Annotated in this window: 13 protein-coding genes; 8 read left to right on the plus strand and 5 right to left on the minus strand. The window is 48.6% G+C overall.

Annotated features, from left to right (window positions below):
* The first annotated feature begins 270 nt into the window (after positions 1–270).
* Positions 271–396 (plus strand): hypothetical protein, encoded by a 126-nt coding sequence (locus tag HQN60_RS16320; protein WP_256435129.1) that lies wholly within the window; start codon positions 271–273, stop codon positions 394–396.
* A gap of 247 nt (positions 397–643) precedes the next feature.
* Positions 644–1,750 carry an alpha/beta hydrolase family protein gene (locus HQN60_RS10620; protein ID WP_217390107.1) on the plus strand — a complete coding sequence of 369 codons (1,107 nt, stop codon included), beginning with the start codon at positions 644–646 and terminating at the stop codon, positions 1,748–1,750.
* A 273-nt stretch (positions 1,751–2,023) separates the two neighbouring features.
* On the opposite strand, the gene glmS is transcribed toward HQN60_RS10620, so the two are convergent.
* Complete coding sequence (gene glmS / locus HQN60_RS10625; protein WP_173533617.1) at positions 2,024–3,847, minus strand: glutamine--fructose-6-phosphate transaminase (isomerizing); 1,824 nt, start codon at positions 3,845–3,847, stop codon at positions 2,024–2,026.
* Positions 3,848–4,014: 167 nt separating this feature from the next.
* Between glmS and HQN60_RS10630 the strand changes: the two genes are divergently transcribed.
* The gene (locus tag HQN60_RS10630) at positions 4,015–4,314 is read left to right on the plus strand and encodes a hypothetical protein (protein WP_173533618.1); all 300 of its coding nucleotides are present in this window, start codon (positions 4,015–4,017) and stop codon (positions 4,312–4,314) included.
* Positions 4,315–4,438: 124 nt separating this feature from the next.
* The gene (locus HQN60_RS10635) at positions 4,439–5,536 is read left to right on the plus strand and encodes an AI-2E family transporter (protein ID WP_173533619.1); all 1,098 of its coding nucleotides are present in this window, start codon (positions 4,439–4,441) and stop codon (positions 5,534–5,536) included.
* Positions 5,537–5,609: 73 nt separating this feature from the next.
* Here the strand turns inward: HQN60_RS10635 and HQN60_RS10640 are convergent, their stop codons facing one another.
* From HQN60_RS10640 to HQN60_RS10650, 3 genes are all read right to left on the minus strand, one after another.
* Positions 5,610–6,308, minus strand: coding sequence for an outer membrane lipoprotein (locus HQN60_RS10640; RefSeq protein WP_173533620.1), 699 nt, complete (start codon positions 6,306–6,308; stop codon positions 5,610–5,612).
* A gap of 124 nt (positions 6,309–6,432) precedes the next feature.
* Positions 6,433–8,052: a methyl-accepting chemotaxis protein gene (locus HQN60_RS10645; protein WP_173533621.1), complete on the minus strand. Its 1,620-nt coding sequence runs from the start codon at positions 8,050–8,052 to the stop codon at positions 6,433–6,435.
* 61 nt (positions 8,053–8,113) lie between these two features.
* Positions 8,114–8,956, minus strand: a complete 843-nt coding sequence (locus tag HQN60_RS10650; protein ID WP_173533622.1) for a PhzF family phenazine biosynthesis protein — start codon at positions 8,954–8,956, stop codon at positions 8,114–8,116.
* Between the two features lie 111 nt (positions 8,957–9,067).
* On the opposite strand from HQN60_RS10650, the gene ppc reads away from it, so the two are divergent.
* The 3 genes from ppc (at position 9,068) to murB (ending at position 14,104) form a co-directional block, all read left to right on the plus strand.
* Complete coding sequence (ppc, locus tag HQN60_RS10655) at positions 9,068–11,830, plus strand: phosphoenolpyruvate carboxylase (protein ID WP_173533623.1); 2,763 nt, start codon at positions 9,068–9,070, stop codon at positions 11,828–11,830.
* Between the two features lie 28 nt (positions 11,831–11,858).
* Positions 11,859–12,335, plus strand: coding sequence for a hypothetical protein (locus tag HQN60_RS10660; RefSeq protein WP_173533624.1), 477 nt, complete (start codon positions 11,859–11,861; stop codon positions 12,333–12,335).
* A 752-nt stretch (positions 12,336–13,087) separates the two neighbouring features.
* Complete coding sequence (gene murB / locus HQN60_RS10665) at positions 13,088–14,104, plus strand: UDP-N-acetylmuramate dehydrogenase (RefSeq protein ID WP_173533625.1); 1,017 nt, start codon at positions 13,088–13,090, stop codon at positions 14,102–14,104.
* A 94-nt stretch (positions 14,105–14,198) separates the two neighbouring features.
* On the opposite strand, the gene mpl is transcribed toward murB, so the two are convergent.
* The gene (gene mpl / locus HQN60_RS10670) at positions 14,199–15,572 is read right to left on the minus strand and encodes a UDP-N-acetylmuramate:L-alanyl-gamma-D-glutamyl-meso-diaminopimelate ligase (RefSeq protein WP_217390374.1); all 1,374 of its coding nucleotides are present in this window, start codon (positions 15,570–15,572) and stop codon (positions 14,199–14,201) included.
* A gap of 135 nt (positions 15,573–15,707) precedes the next feature.
* Between mpl and HQN60_RS10675 the strand changes: the two genes are divergently transcribed.
* The gene (locus HQN60_RS10675) at positions 15,708–16,679 is read left to right on the plus strand and encodes a GGDEF domain-containing protein (protein ID WP_173533627.1); all 972 of its coding nucleotides are present in this window, start codon (positions 15,708–15,710) and stop codon (positions 16,677–16,679) included.
* The last annotated feature ends 135 nt before the right edge of the window (positions 16,680–16,814 follow it).

Below are 16,814 nucleotides of genomic sequence, written 5' to 3' on the forward strand. Positions count from 1 at the left end.
TTAATGAACTGTAGTGAGATACTGGTTTTGGCTTTCGGTTATGAGGGATTAACCGTTCAATCAGAGCGCAGTGATGCTGCTAAAGCAATAAAAATGCGAAAGGCCGCAAACCAACAGCCCGCGGCCATCGCTGCCACGATTGAAATCTTTCGACGACATCTCACAACTTACTTTTGCGTCAGCTATGGTACAAGTTGACACTCAAACGTCAGCTGACGGTGGTCGGCTAATGGGGCAATAAATCATCGCTAGCAACTGATTTGCTTTCATATGGCAATTAAACACGGTTTATTTCGTCGTTTTGTCTTTGCCACAGGCTGGATGGGTGAAAACCATTTTGCTCAAATACCTGTAGCGCTGTATGGCTGTGTGCTATTTATGGCCGCCATAGCCTAGTGGATATTGGTTCGAGCAATTATTCAGACCGATGGGCAGTATTCGATACTCGCAAAAGCCATAGGAGCAGAAATTTGAACCTATCTGATTAGGCTGGGCTGCAAAGGTATGCCAGCTAATTAATAAAGGCAGTAACCTTCAACCTGACGGTTTGTTGTTTGTCGTTGATTTGTATCGACAGATCGGCCAAGCCGAACTATCCAGTTTTATTGTGCGGACAGACCGTGTCCCAAGCGTTGGTGCCTATATGTTGCAGTACCTTTCACAGCCTCAAACAACTTGGCCACATCAAGGCCGATGCTGGCGCTATGCGCTGCGATGCCAATTTTTCCGCGTACTGATTTTCTTTCTCTGCGGTTTGCCTCCCGCTGCGCAAGCCATGAACATGGGGCTAATTCGACAGCCTCAAGAAGGTGGCGGGACAACAATGGTCTTCTTTCCAACTCTTGCTAGCGAAACGCAAGTCTCCCAAGGCCCATTCCGACTCTCTTGGGCGGAGAATAGCGCGCCACTCAAGGGCAATGGCCGACTGATCGTGGTTTCGCATGGCTCAGGCGGCTCACCATGGGTGCATACAGATTTAGCACGCACGCTAACTCAGCACGGATTCGTTGTCGCAATTCCTCAACATGCCGGCGACAACTATCTCGACTTCTCCGAACCTGGTCCACCAAGCTGGAAGCGGCGTCCACTTGAGGTCAGTCAAGCGATCAATCAAGTGTCGACAAATCCATTATTTGCGCCTCTACTGCGTTTGGACGCGGTAGGGGTGTTTGGTGGGTCAGCTGGTGGGCACACGGCACTCTCATTTGCTGGTGGCGAGTGGTCGCCAGCTCGATTCCGCGATCACTGCATGCAACACATCGCGGATGACTTTTCATCCTGCGTGGGTTTTGCAACGCGCTTACACGGTACTTGGCTAGATTCCCTAAAGCTATCGATAGCAAAACTGATTATCCGATGGCGGTTCGACGATGAAACCTCATACAGATACACCGACAAGCGCGTCCGAGCCGTGGTCGCCATGGTCCCGTTCGCAGCAGACTTTTCTGCTGAGTCCCTGAAGACACCGCAAACCTCACTTGGTCTGGTTATTGCAGAAAAAGACATCAATCAAGTACCAAGATTCCACGTCAAGGCCATTCAGTCGGCCTGTGAACCGAGGTGCCAAATATTGGCTGAGCTGATTGAGGCTGGGCATGGTGCAATGCTTTCACCGCTGCCACCCTTTGAACGAGGAAGCATCGCAGATCATCTTTTGAGCGATCCTCCATCGTTTGATCGAGCGGTGAGCATTCCCAAGTTGAATGCTGCTATCGCGAAGTTTTTTGTTCAAGAGCTTACTGACTACTGAATGGACTGCTTCACGTCTGGTAGACATGCAAATACTTGGTGCTGGAAGCCGGAAATGTCCGTTTAGACAGAGGAGCTGATACGAATACTGAAAATATGAAAGGCCGCAAACCATCAGGTCGCGGCCTTCGACATTTTCAAGCCTGTGTATCGATACATTGACTCAGATTTGACGTATGAACTTCAGTTTTAAACTTTTTGACACCTACGAGGTAATTTTAATGCAAAACATTGCATTAAAATTACAAAAAAATTAAATTTCACCGTTTAACAATTACTCGACGGTGACGCTTTTGGCTAAATTTCTCGGCTTGTCGACGTCGGTGCCTTTGCGGCAGGCGGTGTGGTAGGCCAAAAATTGCAGTGGCAGTGTAAAGACAATGGGTGCCAGTGGGCCGGTTTTACTCGGCAGGGTAATGGTGCGATGGCAATAGTCAAAAGCGGCTTCGCAGCCGGGCTCGGCGATTAGAAAAATCTTGCCGCCACGTGCTTGGACTTCGCGCAGGTTAGATAGTAATTTATCAAATAGCGCATCATTGGCGGCGCAGACAATGACCGGCATTTCCTCATCAACCAAAGCCAGTGGGCCGTGTTTGAGTTCACCAGCGGCGTAGCCTTCGGCGTGGATGTAGGCAATTTCTTTGAGCTTGAGTGCGCCTTCTAGCGCAATTGGAAATAGCGTATGGCGGCCTAAAAAGAGCGCATGGTTATAGTGGCTCAGTTCGTGCGCCCATTCTTCTAGCGCGGTTTCTAGCGGGAAAATATCCGTAAACATCGCAGGCAAGCGGGGCAGGCAATTGGCCAGTTCCGCTAATGCTGCGGGGTCTAAAGTTTGCCGGCAGTGAGCTAGTGAGCCAGCCAAAGTAAATAGCGCGGCCAGTTGGGTGGTGAATGCTTTGGTAGAAGCAACGCCAATTTCAATGCCGGCATGAGTGAGCGCGACCAGGTCAGCTTCGCGAGTGAGTGTTGAGTGGGCGACATTGCATAAGGCCAAAATATGCACTTGGCCGCGCTCTTTGGCGGAACGAAGTGCGGCGAGTAAATCGGCGGTTTCTCCCGATTGAGAGATCGCCACGATCAAGGTGCCGTCTTGCTCTTTGCCGCTGCGATAGCGGTATTCACTGGCGATATCGACGCTGACGGGTAAGCCGGTGTATTCCTCAATCCAGTATCGAGCAACCAGGCCAGCGTGATAGCTTGAGCCACAAGCGACGATACGTATCGCGGTGGTTTTGCTGAATATGTCATGCGCATCGCTGCCAAATAGCGCAGGGGAGAAGCCGTGTTTGAGCGCGGCAGCAAGTGTGTCGGCAAGGGCAACGGGTTGGGCAAAAATTTCTTTTTGCATGTAGTGGCGGTAAGGCCCTAAGTCTGCTGAATCGGTGACCACATCCAAGGTGCGCGCAGGGCGTTCAACACTTTGGCCTTGTCGATCAAAAATTTGTATGCCGCTGGTGTTGAGTACCGCTAAATCACCTTCTTCGAGGTAAATCATGCGTTGGGTGAGTGGTAATAGGGCGGCGATGTCTGAAGCAAAAAATTGCTCTTCAAAACCCAGCCCTAAGACCAAGGGGCTACCTTGTCGTGCGCAAATTAACACATTGGGTTCGGCTAAGCTGGCAACACCAATGGCGAATGCACCGCGTAAACGAAGAATACTTTCTTGCACTGCGGTTTGTAGATGATGACTGCGTTGCAAATTTAAATGGATTAAATGCGCAATCGCTTCAGTATCGGTTTCTGAGCTAAACACATAGCCAGCGGCTTGTAGCTCAAGCTTGAGTTCGGCGTGGTTTTCAATAATGCCATTGTGCACCAGCATGACGGAGTCGCCGCCTAAGTGCGGATGGGCATTGGCTTCTGACGGAATACCATGGGTCGCCCAGCGAGTGTGGGCAATGCCACTTTGACCGGATGCATGCTGGCAGCGTTCAGCTAAATCGGCCACTCGGCCTGCTACCCGAATGCGTTCTAACTGCTGTTCGCCATTGAGTGCGATGCCGCTGGAGTCATAACCGCGATACTCAAGTCGGGTAAGACCTGCCAATAACATAGGAACAACATTTCGATTCGATACTGCGCCAACAATTCCGCACATAAATTGGTTTCTCCGAATGGTGCATTGCATCATTGAAATGTAAAATAAATTACATGCTTTGTCGCTATTGGAATACCCCTAGTCTGAGTACCGTTTGACGGATTGGCCGACATTACAAGGGCATGCTCACTAAAGTGAAGCAAATGCTTGGATCAAAGAGGTTTGCAATGACAATTCAATTGCTTTCGCTGGGTGTGATTGGTGTGCGCTTACTCGATTGTATTTTAAATTCGAAAGCAATTTATCCCGATGAATTAGCCGATCAAATTGTGAATGAAATTAATCATTATTTGGTGAGCGCGCCAATGCGCGAAAAACCATTATTATTTCATTTGGCCTGCGAAGTGCATGAAGCATTGAGCGATCGTTTTGGGCGAGTGGACTCTTTGCAAGTTAAAAGAGATATTAGCAATATGATGGGCTTGTTAATTTACCGTGCACGAGTGACGGCCAATCAAGGACGATAATTTAAATTGAGTGTCGTTTAAAAACGATCCATCTTACGATGGGTCGTTTTTTTATTGCCGATCACGACAGGTGACGGCTTTTTAGATTATGCTTAGCCCAATTTACTTGTTGAGCTTACATGCTATGAAAAACAAAACGGCTGATTTTGTTGAGCCCTTGGTTGCATTGGCAGTGATCTGTTTGTTGTCATTGACGATTTTTTCGATTGTTCGCCCCTTTTTGGCTGCCACTTTGTGGGCCGGTATTTTGGTGATTAGCACATGGCGACCTTACCTTTTTTTGGTGAAGTGCCTGCGTGGTCGGCGTGCATTGGCTGCGGTGACGATGATTGCTGCGCTATGTTGTTTCATTCTTTTACCCATTGTTTTGGCGGCGAGTGATTTTTCTAGTGCGGCTTCTACTTGGAGTATTCAGCTGCATGCAGCATTTGGCGAGGGCTGGCCAGCATTACCCCAATGGTTAGTTTCTTTGCCGGTTGCGGGTAACTATATTGATCAATTTTGGAACAAACTTGGCGCCAAAGACGCCGAAACGATTACCTCGTTTCGTAGTTATATCGCGCCCGCATCTCAGTTATTGCTGCTGCTGGCCAAAGAGATTGGCAGTGGCATGATGCTGTTGGTGATGAGTTTATTTATTTCATTTTTTATTTATATGGGTGGCGAAGATTTATTGGCGTGGATTCGCGGCTTTGTTGAGCGACTCGCTGGAGAGCGCAGTATTGAATTATTGGGTATTTCTTTGGCTTCGACTAAGGGCGTGGTCTACGGCTTTATGGGAACGGCCGTGGTGCAAGCGGTGTTGGCATGGTTGGCCTTTTTGATATCGGGCGTACCGAATGCCGCCTCACTGGGTTTTGCGAGCTTTATTTTAGCGTTAATGCCATTTGGTCCGTCGTTGATTGGTTTGCCAGCTGCGGCATGGTTGTATTATCAAGGCGAAGTGGGCTGGTCGATTTTTATGGTGGTCTGGATGCTATTTGTGGTGGGCTCGGCCGATAATGTGATTAAACCATTGTTGATTGGTAAAGGTAGTTCACTGCCGTTTATTTTGATTTTCTTTGGTGTGCTTGGCGGCGCTTTGGCGTTTGGGATGCTGGGTGTATTTATTGGTCCAGTGTTGTTGACGATTTTTTATGAGCTTGCACGTAGCTGGATTTTTTATCCGCAGCGTTTGCCGCCAGCAACCGTTACTACCTTGCCCGATGAGCCGAAAGAATAAATAGACAGCATAAAAAAACCGCAAAATGCTTTGCGGTTTTTTTTTCGCTTAATCCCTCGATTGCTGCGATGTTTTAGTATGCAACTAACTCACCATTGATTAATTTAACCTGCTGGCCAACGCGTAATGTTGGCATTTCTGGGTATTGAATGGTGCGGGTGCTACCATCGGCAAATTGTGCGGTGACTTCATAATGGGTTTGTGTATTAACGCGTTTTTCGACTTGATTGCCAATCAGTGCACCACCGATAGCGCCTAAAATTCGGGCGGCGGTTTTGCCGTGGCCTTTGCCGATTTGATTGCCGATCACGCCACCTGCAGCGCCGCCGAGTAATACACCCGCGGCAGAGCCCTCACCATCGGTTTGAATGGTTTCAATATGGGTAATTTGTCCGCAGTTGGGGCAGCTAACCGGGCTATTGCTTGCCGGGACTTTAGTCCACACCAGCTCAGGTGCAACGGGTACTGGCGTTGGTTTCGGGTGATATTTTGGTTTTTTGCTGGGCGTCGGTGCCGCGGTTGGGGCCTGCGTTGGGCTCGGACTCGGACTTGCAGTGGGGGTTGGCGTTGGCGTTGGCGTTGCTGTCGGCGTAGGTGTTGGGCTCGCGGTTGCTGTGCTGCTGGCAATCAGCGCGGGGGCACTGGCGCTAGGCTGAGGCGTATTACCGACATAGCCCAGCCAATGGGCGATGCCGACACCGGATGCCAAAATGACAGACGCCGCTGCCGCTAAAATCAGAGGATGGGTGCTTGAGGTCGTCGTGCTCATCATGAATGCTCCTGCTTGGAATCCATTGATTTTGCGCCGTTTTTATAAACCAAGCTATGAAGTGGTGCACAGTTATAAAAAAAGCCCGTCGTGAATAACGACGAGCTTTGGTCTTACGAGGAGGGTGTTATAGCCGGAATTTATGCACTAAGGTCGCCAGTTGCTCTGATACGACTTTAATCGATTGTGCTGCGCCGACCGTACCTTGGGCTGCCGACATGGTGCCGTTTGAAGATTGGGCGACTTCATCGACATCATTACGGATCGCCATACTGGCATGCACTTGTTCGGCGAGCGCATTGCCGATCGCGCCCACCACCATTGCGGTGGCTTCGGTCTCTTGGCGAATGGCTTTGACTGCTTCGCCGCCTTCTTTGGCTTGGCGTATCCCTTCTTTGAGTTGGATAAACATATCATCCATCCTAGTTTTGGCATTCTGACCACTGCCTTGAACTGCGGTAATGGTGAGGCCAATTTCTTGCGTTGCTGAGCTGGTGCGCTCGGCGAGTTTGCGCACTTCATCGGCAACCACCGCAAAGCCACGCCCCATATCGCCAGCGCGAGCCGCTTCAATGGCTGCATTTAGAGCCAGTAGATTGGTTTGGTCGGCAACGTCGCGAATGACGGCAATGACGGCGGAAATGCTGCCAACGCGCTGCGCTAAATCATCAATACTGCTTTGGGTATCGCCAACCGCTTGTTCGATATCGGCAAAGCGCGTGACAGCCGATGAAATCACGGTGAGACCCTGTGCCGAAATGGCCGTGGCTGATTCGCTTTGTTGGCGGGCTGTATTGGCTTGCTGTTCAGCTGAGCGAGTTTGCGCCGCAAATTGCTCTGCGGTATGCGCGATGCGGCTGGCCGCATGGCCTTGCGCTTCGATTAGACGATTACTGTCTTGGGCGCGTGCCACGATGTCTTCACTGGTGTGATGTAAGGTAGATACCGCTTGTGATAGCTGCGACATCACGGTGCGTAATGATTCGCGCATGCGGATGACCGAGGCAAAAATACTATGCGGGGAGGCGTTGTCGGCTTCGTGGTGATTTTGTAAATTGCCATCGGCAACGCTTTGCACCAGTTTTAATACCTCAGCGGGCTCGCCACCTAAGTCATTTAAAATGCGGCGCACGGTGGTGAGCATTAGAAAACCAACAATGCCAGCCACCACTAGGCAGATCCAAACTTGCCAGCGCGCATTGCTCCAAAAGCGAGCGTGCGCTTCGGCTGAGCTAACGCCATTGCCGACAATCCAACCCCAGCGTGGTGTTTTTTGTGCCACAGACAGTAGCTCAACGACTTTACCATCGCGCTCTGAGGTCCACGGATACGCGGTGAGTGCGCCGCCCGATTGATTCAGTGCTGCCAGTGCAATAGCGCCAACGCTGCCGCCTCTGGCGTCTTTAAATTCATTAAAGCTCGTGCCGTGCAATTGTGGATCAAGTGGCGTCGCAATAAAGTTGAGTTTTTCGTCGGTAACGTAAACGTATTCAGATTTGTGATATTTGTTTTCGCGTAAAATTTGCGTTGCAATGGCTTTGGCTTGTGTTTCGGTGAGTTGACCGCTGGCCGCTAAGTTTTCTAGCTGAGTAATGGTCAGGTAGGTGCTTTTGAGAAGTTGTTCAATACGTGCTTGGTTATCGCTTGCACTCATATCACGCATGGTGATTAAGCCAACTAACATGACGCCGATTAAGGCGACGAGAACGGCAATGGATAAGGCCCATGCTTTAAATTTAAGTGTCATCGTGAAGGTCCCATACCATTTGTAACAAAGACGGTGTATGGGCGCTATTATGCCTTGGATATTAGAGATTAATAATACCGTTTCCTAAATAGTTCACTTTACCTGAGCAGTAAATCTGTAGTAGTGGATTAACTTTGATATTGATCACACAAAGTCGGCTAATCAGTTTTTGGATGGTGTGGCCTTGCTCAATTCTAAATTGCAACGGTGCTTTAGCACCGGTGGCCAGTAAGTAGCTGCTCAGATTGGCCGCAGCCGTGCCCGATGCAAAATCTTCCTCGACACCAAAAGCATCTGAGCTAAAGCAGCGCACGGTAAATAGCTCAGCATCACGCCGCCAGATGGTGACTTGTGCCAAGGCGTGGGGGCTATTGAGAACTTGCGCTAACAAAGCAGGGTGGGGCTTGGCTTGTAACACACTTTGCCGTGAATGCGTTTGAATCATGAGCTGTTCGACGCCATTATCGACCCATAAAATCGGCAAAACTAAATCATGCACGCTAATATTGAGCGCTTGGGCTAAGGCCAGTGGGCTTTGGTCATAAGGGCGGGTACTGCTTGGTGAACTAATGAAATCATATTCTTCATGGCTATACCCCACCTTAAATTGCCGTACATTGTGCGTGATGAAGAGCGACTTAAACTCAGGATCTAAATGCCGAGCAACGGCAGCGGCACCAATTAAAGCCCGGCCCGAAAATGGCAATGCGTATTGCGGCGTAAAGCATTGCAGTTGTTTGCTATTTGGACTAAAAAAAGCCACTTCGGTGCCGCCCATTTGGTAGGCGAGGGCTTGGCAGATTTCAGTATCTGGGAAGTCATCGACCACAAAAACCACGAATGGATCGCCAGCTAAGGGCTTTTCGGCAAAAACATTCAGCATGTGAAAGGAATATTGTGGCATGCGGCGATAACCTTGAAAGAATTGCTTGCTGACACTTAGTGACGCAAAAATTGGTATTTTTTGGTAAGATAGAAAAAATATTGTCTTGAATTTCCAAAAAGTTGGACTGCCATGCCTGTGAACTTACCTATTGCTGAGAAAGACCAACCCTTAAAGCGAGATCTTGATCTGCTTGCTGCCTTGTTGTCTGACACGATTCGTGAACAGGCTGGTGCTGCAACTGCTGAACAAATTGAAGCCATTCGTCAACTTGCTTTCCGCTACGTGCAAGGGCACGAGCCTGATGCGGGTAAAGCATTGGCGCGCTCCTTGTCGATATTGGATATGCCAACCACCATGGCCTTGGTGCGTGCATTTAGTTATTTCTCGCATTTATCTAATATAGCAGAGGATTTGCACCATAATCGCCGCCGCCGCGCGCATAAAATTGCCGGTTCAAAACCACAACGTGGCAGTATTGCAGCGGTGATTGATGATCTATTAGAACGTAACGTTAAGCCATCTGAAATGTTAGCGTTATTGGCGGATACACTGATAGCCCCGGTGATGACAGCGCATCCGACAGAAGTGAAGCGTAAAACCATCCTCAATTGTCATAATGCGCTCGCCGCCTTACTGACAGAGCGCGATCGTAGCCAGATGACGCCAGAAGAAGTTCGCGACAACCAAGAGGCGATGGAACGGGTCATGCTGACTTTGTGGCAAACCCGCGAAGTGCGTACGGTAAAACTAACCGTGCAAGATGAAATTGAAAATGGCTCGACCTTTTTCCGTAATACCTTCTTGCATGAAATCCCACGCCTTTACCAAGATTTAGAAGACAAGTTTTCTGATATGAGTGGTGAAGCCATTCAGTTGCCTAACTTTATTCAAGTCGGTAGCTGGATTGGTGGTGATCGCGATGGCAATCCTAATGTCACGGCCGATGTGATGCGTTATGCCGTGTCACGCCAAGCAGGGGTGGCATTAGATCATTACTACCAACAATGCTTGAAGCTGGAAGGCGAGTTGTCGATGTCGACGCGCTTAGTGGCCGTTGATCAAGCTTTGTCTGAATTGGCTGAAAGCGCCGTTGATGATAAAAATCGCAAAATTGGCGAGCCTTATCGTCAGGCGGTATCGGCGATTGCATCGCGCATTTTTGCTACCGCGCTAGAAATTGGCACGTTCCATCATGAATTACACGATGTGGCTCGGGCTGCACCCTATAAAAATGTTGAAGAATTATCGGCAGATTTAGCAACGATTGAGCGCTCATTAAAAGCCCATGGTGCGGTGAAATTAGCCAATGGTCGTTTGCGCCGTTTGCAGCGTGCAGTATCAGTATTTGGCTTTTTCTTAGCGCCAGTCGATATGCGTCAGAATTCGGCCATTCATGAAAAAATGATTGGTGAGCTGTTCCAGCAAGCCGGTTTAGAAGAATACAGCAAGCTCAATGAGCAATCTCGCCGTACGGTACTGCTGCGTGAGCTTTCAAGCCCACGGCCATTAATCTGTCCATACGATGTGACTTATAGCCCTGAAGTGCAGCAAGAATTAGATATCTTGCTCGCTGCCGCTGAATTACAAGCGCGCTATGGTGAGGCGGTATTACCGAATTATATTATTTCTAACTGTGAATCCGTTTCGGATATGTTGGAAGTGGCGGTATTACTCAATGACGTGGGCTTGGTGTCATTGGCGCCGCAAGTTCGCAGTAAAGTCAATATCATTCCATTGTTTGAAACCACCCCCGATTTGCGCGATAGCGGCAAAATCATGGGTGAGTTATTTGCCTTGCCACAATGGCGTTTGCTGCTCAATTGCCGTAATCAAGTGCAAGAAGTGATGCTGGGTTATTCTGACTCAAATAAAGAAGGCGGCTACCTCACTTCTAATTGGGAACTATATAAAGCCGAGCTTAACTTGGTCGAAGTGTTTTCTGCTGCTGGTGTTACGCTGCGTTTATTCCATGGTCGTGGTGGTACGGTTGGCCGTGGTGGTGGACCTGCTTACGATGCGATTTTGGCGCAGCCAGCCGGTTCAGTAAATGGACAAATCCGCATTACTGAGCAAGGTGAAGTGATTACCGCCAAATATGCCGACCGTGAAGTGGGTCGACGTAATTTGGAAATTTTGGTTGCCGCTACTTTGGACGCCAGCTTTCAGCCTTTGATCGAGCAAACCGATGATGTCTTGGCACGTCGTGTGTTGATGGAGCGTTTGTCGAGCCGTGCGTATCAGTTCTATCGTGATTTAGTTTATGCAACACCTGACTTTATTACTTATTTCTTAGAAGCCACGCCGATTACCGAAATTCCGAATTTGAATATTGGTTCACGTCCAGCAGCGCGTCGCAATACCACCAGCATTGGTGATTTACGTGCGATTCCTTGGGTGTTCTCTTGGTCACAATGCCGCTTAATGCTGCCAGGTTGGTATGGCTTTGGTACTGCCGTGGCGGAGTATCTCGATGAAACAGGGGCAGAAGGTTTAGCCTTATTGCGTGAGCTGTATAAAACTTGGCCGTTCTTGCAAGTGACGATTTCGAATATGGAAATGGTCTTGGCTAAGTCGGATATTGCCATTGCTGAGCGCTATTCTGAATTAGTGCAGGATCAAGCGATTGCCAAACGTATTTTTGGTCGGATTAAAGCCGAATGGCAACGCTCAGTGGATGCCGTTTTGGTGATTACCGAGCATGCCGAGTTATTGGGAGATAATCCAATGTTGGCGCGTAGTCTGGACAATCGTTTGCCGTATTTGGACCCACTCAATCACTTGCAAGTTGAATTACTCAAGCGAATCCGTAGCGGTGATGATTCTGAAGAATTACGTCATGCGGTGCATTTGACCATCAATGGGGTTTCAGCCGGTTTACGTAATAGCGGCTAATTACTCGCAATAACAAGGAAACGCCATCATGCGCCCAGTAAAACGATTGTTTGCTTGTGGCTGTATGGTGGCGTTTTTGCATTCTGCGCCAACGTGGGCCTTACCCAGTCACTTTAGCGATAAAGTCGAGGCGGCTTTGGCGTGTCGCAGTGAATGGTCAACACAGTGGTGGCATAGTTACTTTCAATTGCACTTAGATGCACCGATTCGGGTTTGGGGTGAGGCGCAGTGGTATGCCGGCAAAAATGCGCAATTAGCGGGTAACACCGCCCAAGAAATCTTTGTGAATACCCCAGAATCTGGCGCATTGATGGTTGGCGTATTGATTAATTCACCCGTGGCCACGGTAAGAAAAAATATCGAGGAGCGACTCGGAATGCGTTTTGTTGAACTTGCTGGGCCATATCCTCGATTTTTATCGCAATTTGGTAGTGTCTTGGTACCGACTTCGGCAGAGCAAACCAAATGGTATTGTGCGCGCTGGAATTTGGGTAACCGTCCATAGAAATACCACTTTCTAGTCATTTAAAAGTTCAATACAGGTTTGTTTTATTACGTGTTTGTTATTTATTTGTAATAAAATATTAATATTACAGCGACCGGTTTAAATGGCTGTTCTGGCTATTTTTAAAAGTGTCGGAAATACGCCATCTCTTTTTGATACTTATAAATTGATTAATTGCGGTTTTGACTACATCATTATTTGTTGATGTTGCAGTGCAATATTTAATTTAAAGCTTAATACCTAGTGATAAGCACAGTTTATTTGTTTTATGTTGCAACGCAACACTGATGTTTTTGCGCTATTCGGTAGTGCCGCTGCTTGATTGTTGAGCATGTTTTCAAATTGGTTTATTTCATGGTTGAGGCGCTTGACAGAAAAAATGCTTTGCTACTAAATAGACTTTATCGTGATCAAAAATATAATTTCGACGCGATACAATCATTAAAAATGAATTAATATTACATTAATCTTTCATTTTTAAGGTTGAGGCAAGACCAGTTCGATTGCGCGGGTAATGCCAAAAATAATGAGGATGGAGACTAATATTGTTAGGAATAAAAAGCTTGAGCGGCATTGATGACTCAAGCTATAGAGATGAAGCCATGGCAAAGAGGCGGAACCGGACTCGATCGGGGTCTGTGTTGCTAACGTAGTGCATGATTGCCAATCAACCCTTCCCTTGTGGAAGGGTTTTTTTATTTATCCCGTACGCAAAGTGGTGGATAATCGCCTTTTGCTTTGTTGTGATGATTATGTCTGCTTCATTAAGCCCGCGTGCGAATTTAAGCGCAATGAATACCTTGGGTTTGACAGCTTTTGCGGCCCGAATTTTACATCTACAGTCGATTGAACAACTCGAACAGTGGCGACTTGATCCTGAATTAAATACTTTGCCGTGGTCGATTTTAGGCGGCGGTAGTAACTTGGTGTTGTCCGAGTCGCTGGATCGAGTGGTGGTGCATGTTGAGCTCAAAGGCAAGCGACTCTTACGCGAGGATAATGAGGCGTGGTACGTCGCAGCGGCAGCCGGTGAGCTGTGGCATCCTTTTGTGCAATGGACCTTGGCGCAGGGCTGGGGTGGGCTGGAAAATCTGTCTTTAATTCCGGGGACTGTTGGCGCAGCACCGGTACAAAATATTGGCGCTTACGGCGTTGAGCTTAAAGATACCTTGGATCATTTGACCGCCGTCGACTTAAGCAGTGGCCAGATGCAACAATTTAGTGCTGCCCAGTGTCAGTTTGCTTACCGCGATAGCTTTTTTAAGCAATCAACAACGCCTTGGCTGATTTGTGAAGTGGTGTTTCGCTTACCAAAAAATCATCAAACTAAAACCAATTATGGGGATATTGCTAACGCTTTACAGGCGATGCAATTGCCGGCAACGCCAAGCGCCGTTTCACAAGCGATTTGCCAAGTTCGACAAGCAAAATTGCCCGATCCTGCTGTGATTGGCAATGCTGGCAGTTATTTTAAAAATCCCATCGTGAGTGCCGCGCATTATCAAAAATTGCAGGCGCGCTATCCGCAATTGGTGGCTTATGCCTTGGGCGATGGTCAGTATAAATTGGCCGCAGGTTGGTTGATTGAACAAGCTGGTTGGAAAGGGCGGCGCTTAGGGCCGGTTGGGATGTATGAAAAACAAGCTTTAGTCTTGGTTAATCACGGTGGTGCAACCGCCGCTGATGTGCTGGCTTTGGAGCAAGCGGTACAGGCTGATATTGCTGCTTTATTTGAATTGGCTTTAGAATCGGAACCAGTTAAATGGTAGGTATATTCCGCTAGATATTATGAAATATTGATTATAGAGCGATACCCCGGTATCGCTCTCTTTTTATCTTCGAGCGTTGCGGCTACGTTGCAGCTTATGCCAAGGCCTTGAGTAAAGCGTCATGAATGCCCGCAAAGCCGCCATTACTCATCACTAAAATATGGTCGCCCGCTTGCGCGGATGCCGTGATCGCTTGGATTAATGCCGGTATGTCATTAAAGCTTTGCGCTTTATCGCCCAATTGAGCCAGTGCTTCGCTGGGCTCCCAGCCTAAATTGGCGCCATAACAAAAGACTTGATCGGCGGCCGCTAAGCTGGCGGGTAAGGCTGCTTTCATTGTGCCGAGCTTCATCGTATTTGAGCGTGGTTCAAGCACCGCTAAAATCCGCGCTTGGCCGACTTTGGCGCGTAGCCCAGCAATGGTGGTGGCAATGGCCGTTGGGTGATGGGCAAAATCATCGTAAACGGTGATTTGATTGACGCAGCCTTTGACTTCCATACGCCGTTTAACATTGGCAAATTGCCCCAACGCTTCAATGGCGACACTTGGCGCAACGCCAACATGGCGCGCCGCTGCAATCGCCGCTAAGGCGTTGTGCGCGTTGTGCTCGCCCATCAGCGCCCACGTCAAGCGACCTTGTGCTTGGCCATCGAGTAAGACGTCAAAGCCATCTGGGTAGACCGTACCCACTTGCCAGCCGTGCTCGCTGCCAGCAAAAAACTCGGTCTCACTCCAGCAGCCGCGATCGAGTACGCGTTGCAAGCTGGCCTCTTTGCCATTCACAATCACGCGGCCTTGGCCGGGAACGGTGCGAACGAGGTGATGAAATTGGGTTTCAATCGCCGTTAAATCCGCAAAAATATCAGCGTGATCAAACTCTAAATTATTTAAAACGGCAGTACGCGGGCGGTAATGCACGAATTTACTGCGTTTATCAAAAAAAGCCGTATCGTATTCATCAGCTTCAATCACAAAAAATGGCGAGGTGCTGTGCGGATCTTGGCGTGGCGTTTGCGGCAAGCGCGCCGAAATGCCGAAGTTCTCTGGGATGCCGCCGATCAAAAATCCGGGGGCCAAGCCAGCGTATTCTAAAATCCACGCCAGCATGCCGGTGGTGGTGGTTTTGCCGTGTGTACCGGCAATGGCCAACACCCACTTGCCTTGTAAAATTTGCTCGCCTAGCCATTGAGGGCCCGAGGTATAAGGGAGCCCTGCGTCTAAAATAGCCTCCATCAGCGGCATACCCCGTTTAACCACATTACCCACGACGTATAAATCGGGCTGCAGTGCCAATTGCTCTACGCCAAAGCCTTCGATGAGCTCAATGCCGAGCGCTTCGAGTTGAGTCGACATCGGAGGGTAAACATTGCTATCGCAGCCGGTAACGGTATGCCCTGCGGCGCGCGCGAGTGCGGCAATGCCACCCATAAAAGTGCCGCAAATACCAAGAATATGAATATGCATAATGGAGATAACCGTAGTGCCCGTGGCGAAATTAAATGAAATGAAAACGATTGTTTTTGAATAATGGACTTGGCGAAGTATGCGCTTGTCCTTACAATCGAGGGCAATAGTATAAACCAACAATTAGGCTTTAATTCCATGACTCTGTCCACCCCTGTTAATCCGGTGGAAATTGCCCGCATTGCACTTAAGCGGCTTTCTGAGCGCGCTTTGCCGCCAACGCCTGAAAATTACACCCAATTTTATAACGCAATTTTGACGATTAAGGCACCAGAAAGCAAAACCGCCAGTGAGATGCAAGTGGCTTGGCAGGTGTTGTATAAGCTCGATGATGCTGTGGACGGGGCAAGTTTACTGACTGAATGTTTATTGGAAAATCTGGCCGATTCTAGCCAAGTTTTTGAACAAAAACTCGGTGATTTAAAGCAAGTGCGCCAAGCGCATGTGGCGCAGCAAGTGAGTATTGAAGAAACGCAAGCGTCTTTAGAAGACATGCTCAATGTGGTGATTAGCACCACGCATAATGTGCACTCTACCGTGAGAACATCGCATAGCGATTTACAGACGATTCGCGATTCAATTCGGCATATTGAAGAAGACTTAGCGTTTAATCGTAAAGTGCTTGAGCAAGACGCCTTAACCGGTGCTTTAAATCGGCAAGGGCTGGATCATTTATTGCTGCGTGAAGTCAAAAGGGCGCAGCGCATCGATGGTCGTTTAACCGCTGCGATTATTGATTTGGATGACTTTAAGTTAATTAATGATCGCTTTACGCATTTAGTCGGTGATCAGGTGTTAATTCACGTGACTAACCTCACCAAAGCGGTGCTGCGCGAATCCGATGTGTTAGTGCGCTATGGTGGCGAAGAGTTTTTACTGTTGTTGGTCGATACCGATATTCGTGGTGCCAGTTATGTGATTGATCGACTGAAATTGGTGGCCGGGCGAACACCGTATATTCACCACAATCAAAGAATTGAAGTGCGTTTTTCTGCGGGTATTGCGCAGTTAAAAGACGACGAAAATGGCCGCGCCTTATTGCTGCGTGCGGATGAGGCTTTGTACCGCGCCAAGCAATCGGGTCGGGGCAAGACCGAAATCGCCGATTAAGCGTGATCTTGCCCTTCGGGGTTGGCGGTTCTCGGGCTGATGCTGCATTACTAAAAAGCGCTGGCGTGGCAATCTACGCTGTGCGCTTGATGCTTTGCCTCAGTCCAAAATTCGCGCCAGCGCGGTTGGTAAACC

The organism is Deefgea piscis (genome assembly GCF_013284055.1).
In the GTDB taxonomy this organism is placed as follows: domain Bacteria; phylum Pseudomonadota; class Gammaproteobacteria; order Burkholderiales; family Chitinibacteraceae; genus Deefgea; species Deefgea piscis.

What these genes read in the sequence shown, in the direction of transcription:
- HQN60_RS16320 (WP_256435129.1), top strand. Translation starts at nt 271, where the DNA reads ATGGCAATTAAACACGGTTTATTTCGTCGTTTTGTCTTTGCCACAGGC.
- HQN60_RS10620 (WP_217390107.1), top strand. Translation starts at nt 644, where the DNA reads ATGTTGCAGTACCTTTCACAGCCTCAAACAACTTGGCCACATCAAGGC.
- glmS (WP_173533617.1), bottom strand. Translation starts at nt 3,847, where the DNA reads ATGTGCGGAATTGTTGGCGCAGTATCGAATCGAAATGTTGTTCCTATG.
- HQN60_RS10630 (WP_173533618.1), top strand. Translation starts at nt 4,015, where the DNA reads ATGACAATTCAATTGCTTTCGCTGGGTGTGATTGGTGTGCGCTTACTC.
- HQN60_RS10635 (WP_173533619.1), top strand. Translation starts at nt 4,439, where the DNA reads ATGAAAAACAAAACGGCTGATTTTGTTGAGCCCTTGGTTGCATTGGCA.
- HQN60_RS10640 (WP_173533620.1), bottom strand. Translation starts at nt 6,308, where the DNA reads ATGATGAGCACGACGACCTCAAGCACCCATCCTCTGATTTTAGCGGCA.
- HQN60_RS10645 (WP_173533621.1), bottom strand. Translation starts at nt 8,052, where the DNA reads ATGACACTTAAATTTAAAGCATGGGCCTTATCCATTGCCGTTCTCGTC.
- HQN60_RS10650 (WP_173533622.1), bottom strand. Translation starts at nt 8,956, where the DNA reads ATGCCACAATATTCCTTTCACATGCTGAATGTTTTTGCCGAAAAGCCC.
- ppc (WP_173533623.1), top strand. Translation starts at nt 9,068, where the DNA reads ATGCCTGTGAACTTACCTATTGCTGAGAAAGACCAACCCTTAAAGCGA.
- HQN60_RS10660 (WP_173533624.1), top strand. Translation starts at nt 11,859, where the DNA reads ATGCGCCCAGTAAAACGATTGTTTGCTTGTGGCTGTATGGTGGCGTTT.
- murB (WP_173533625.1), top strand. Translation starts at nt 13,088, where the DNA reads ATGTCTGCTTCATTAAGCCCGCGTGCGAATTTAAGCGCAATGAATACC.
- HQN60_RS10675 (WP_173533627.1), top strand. Translation starts at nt 15,708, where the DNA reads ATGACTCTGTCCACCCCTGTTAATCCGGTGGAAATTGCCCGCATTGCA.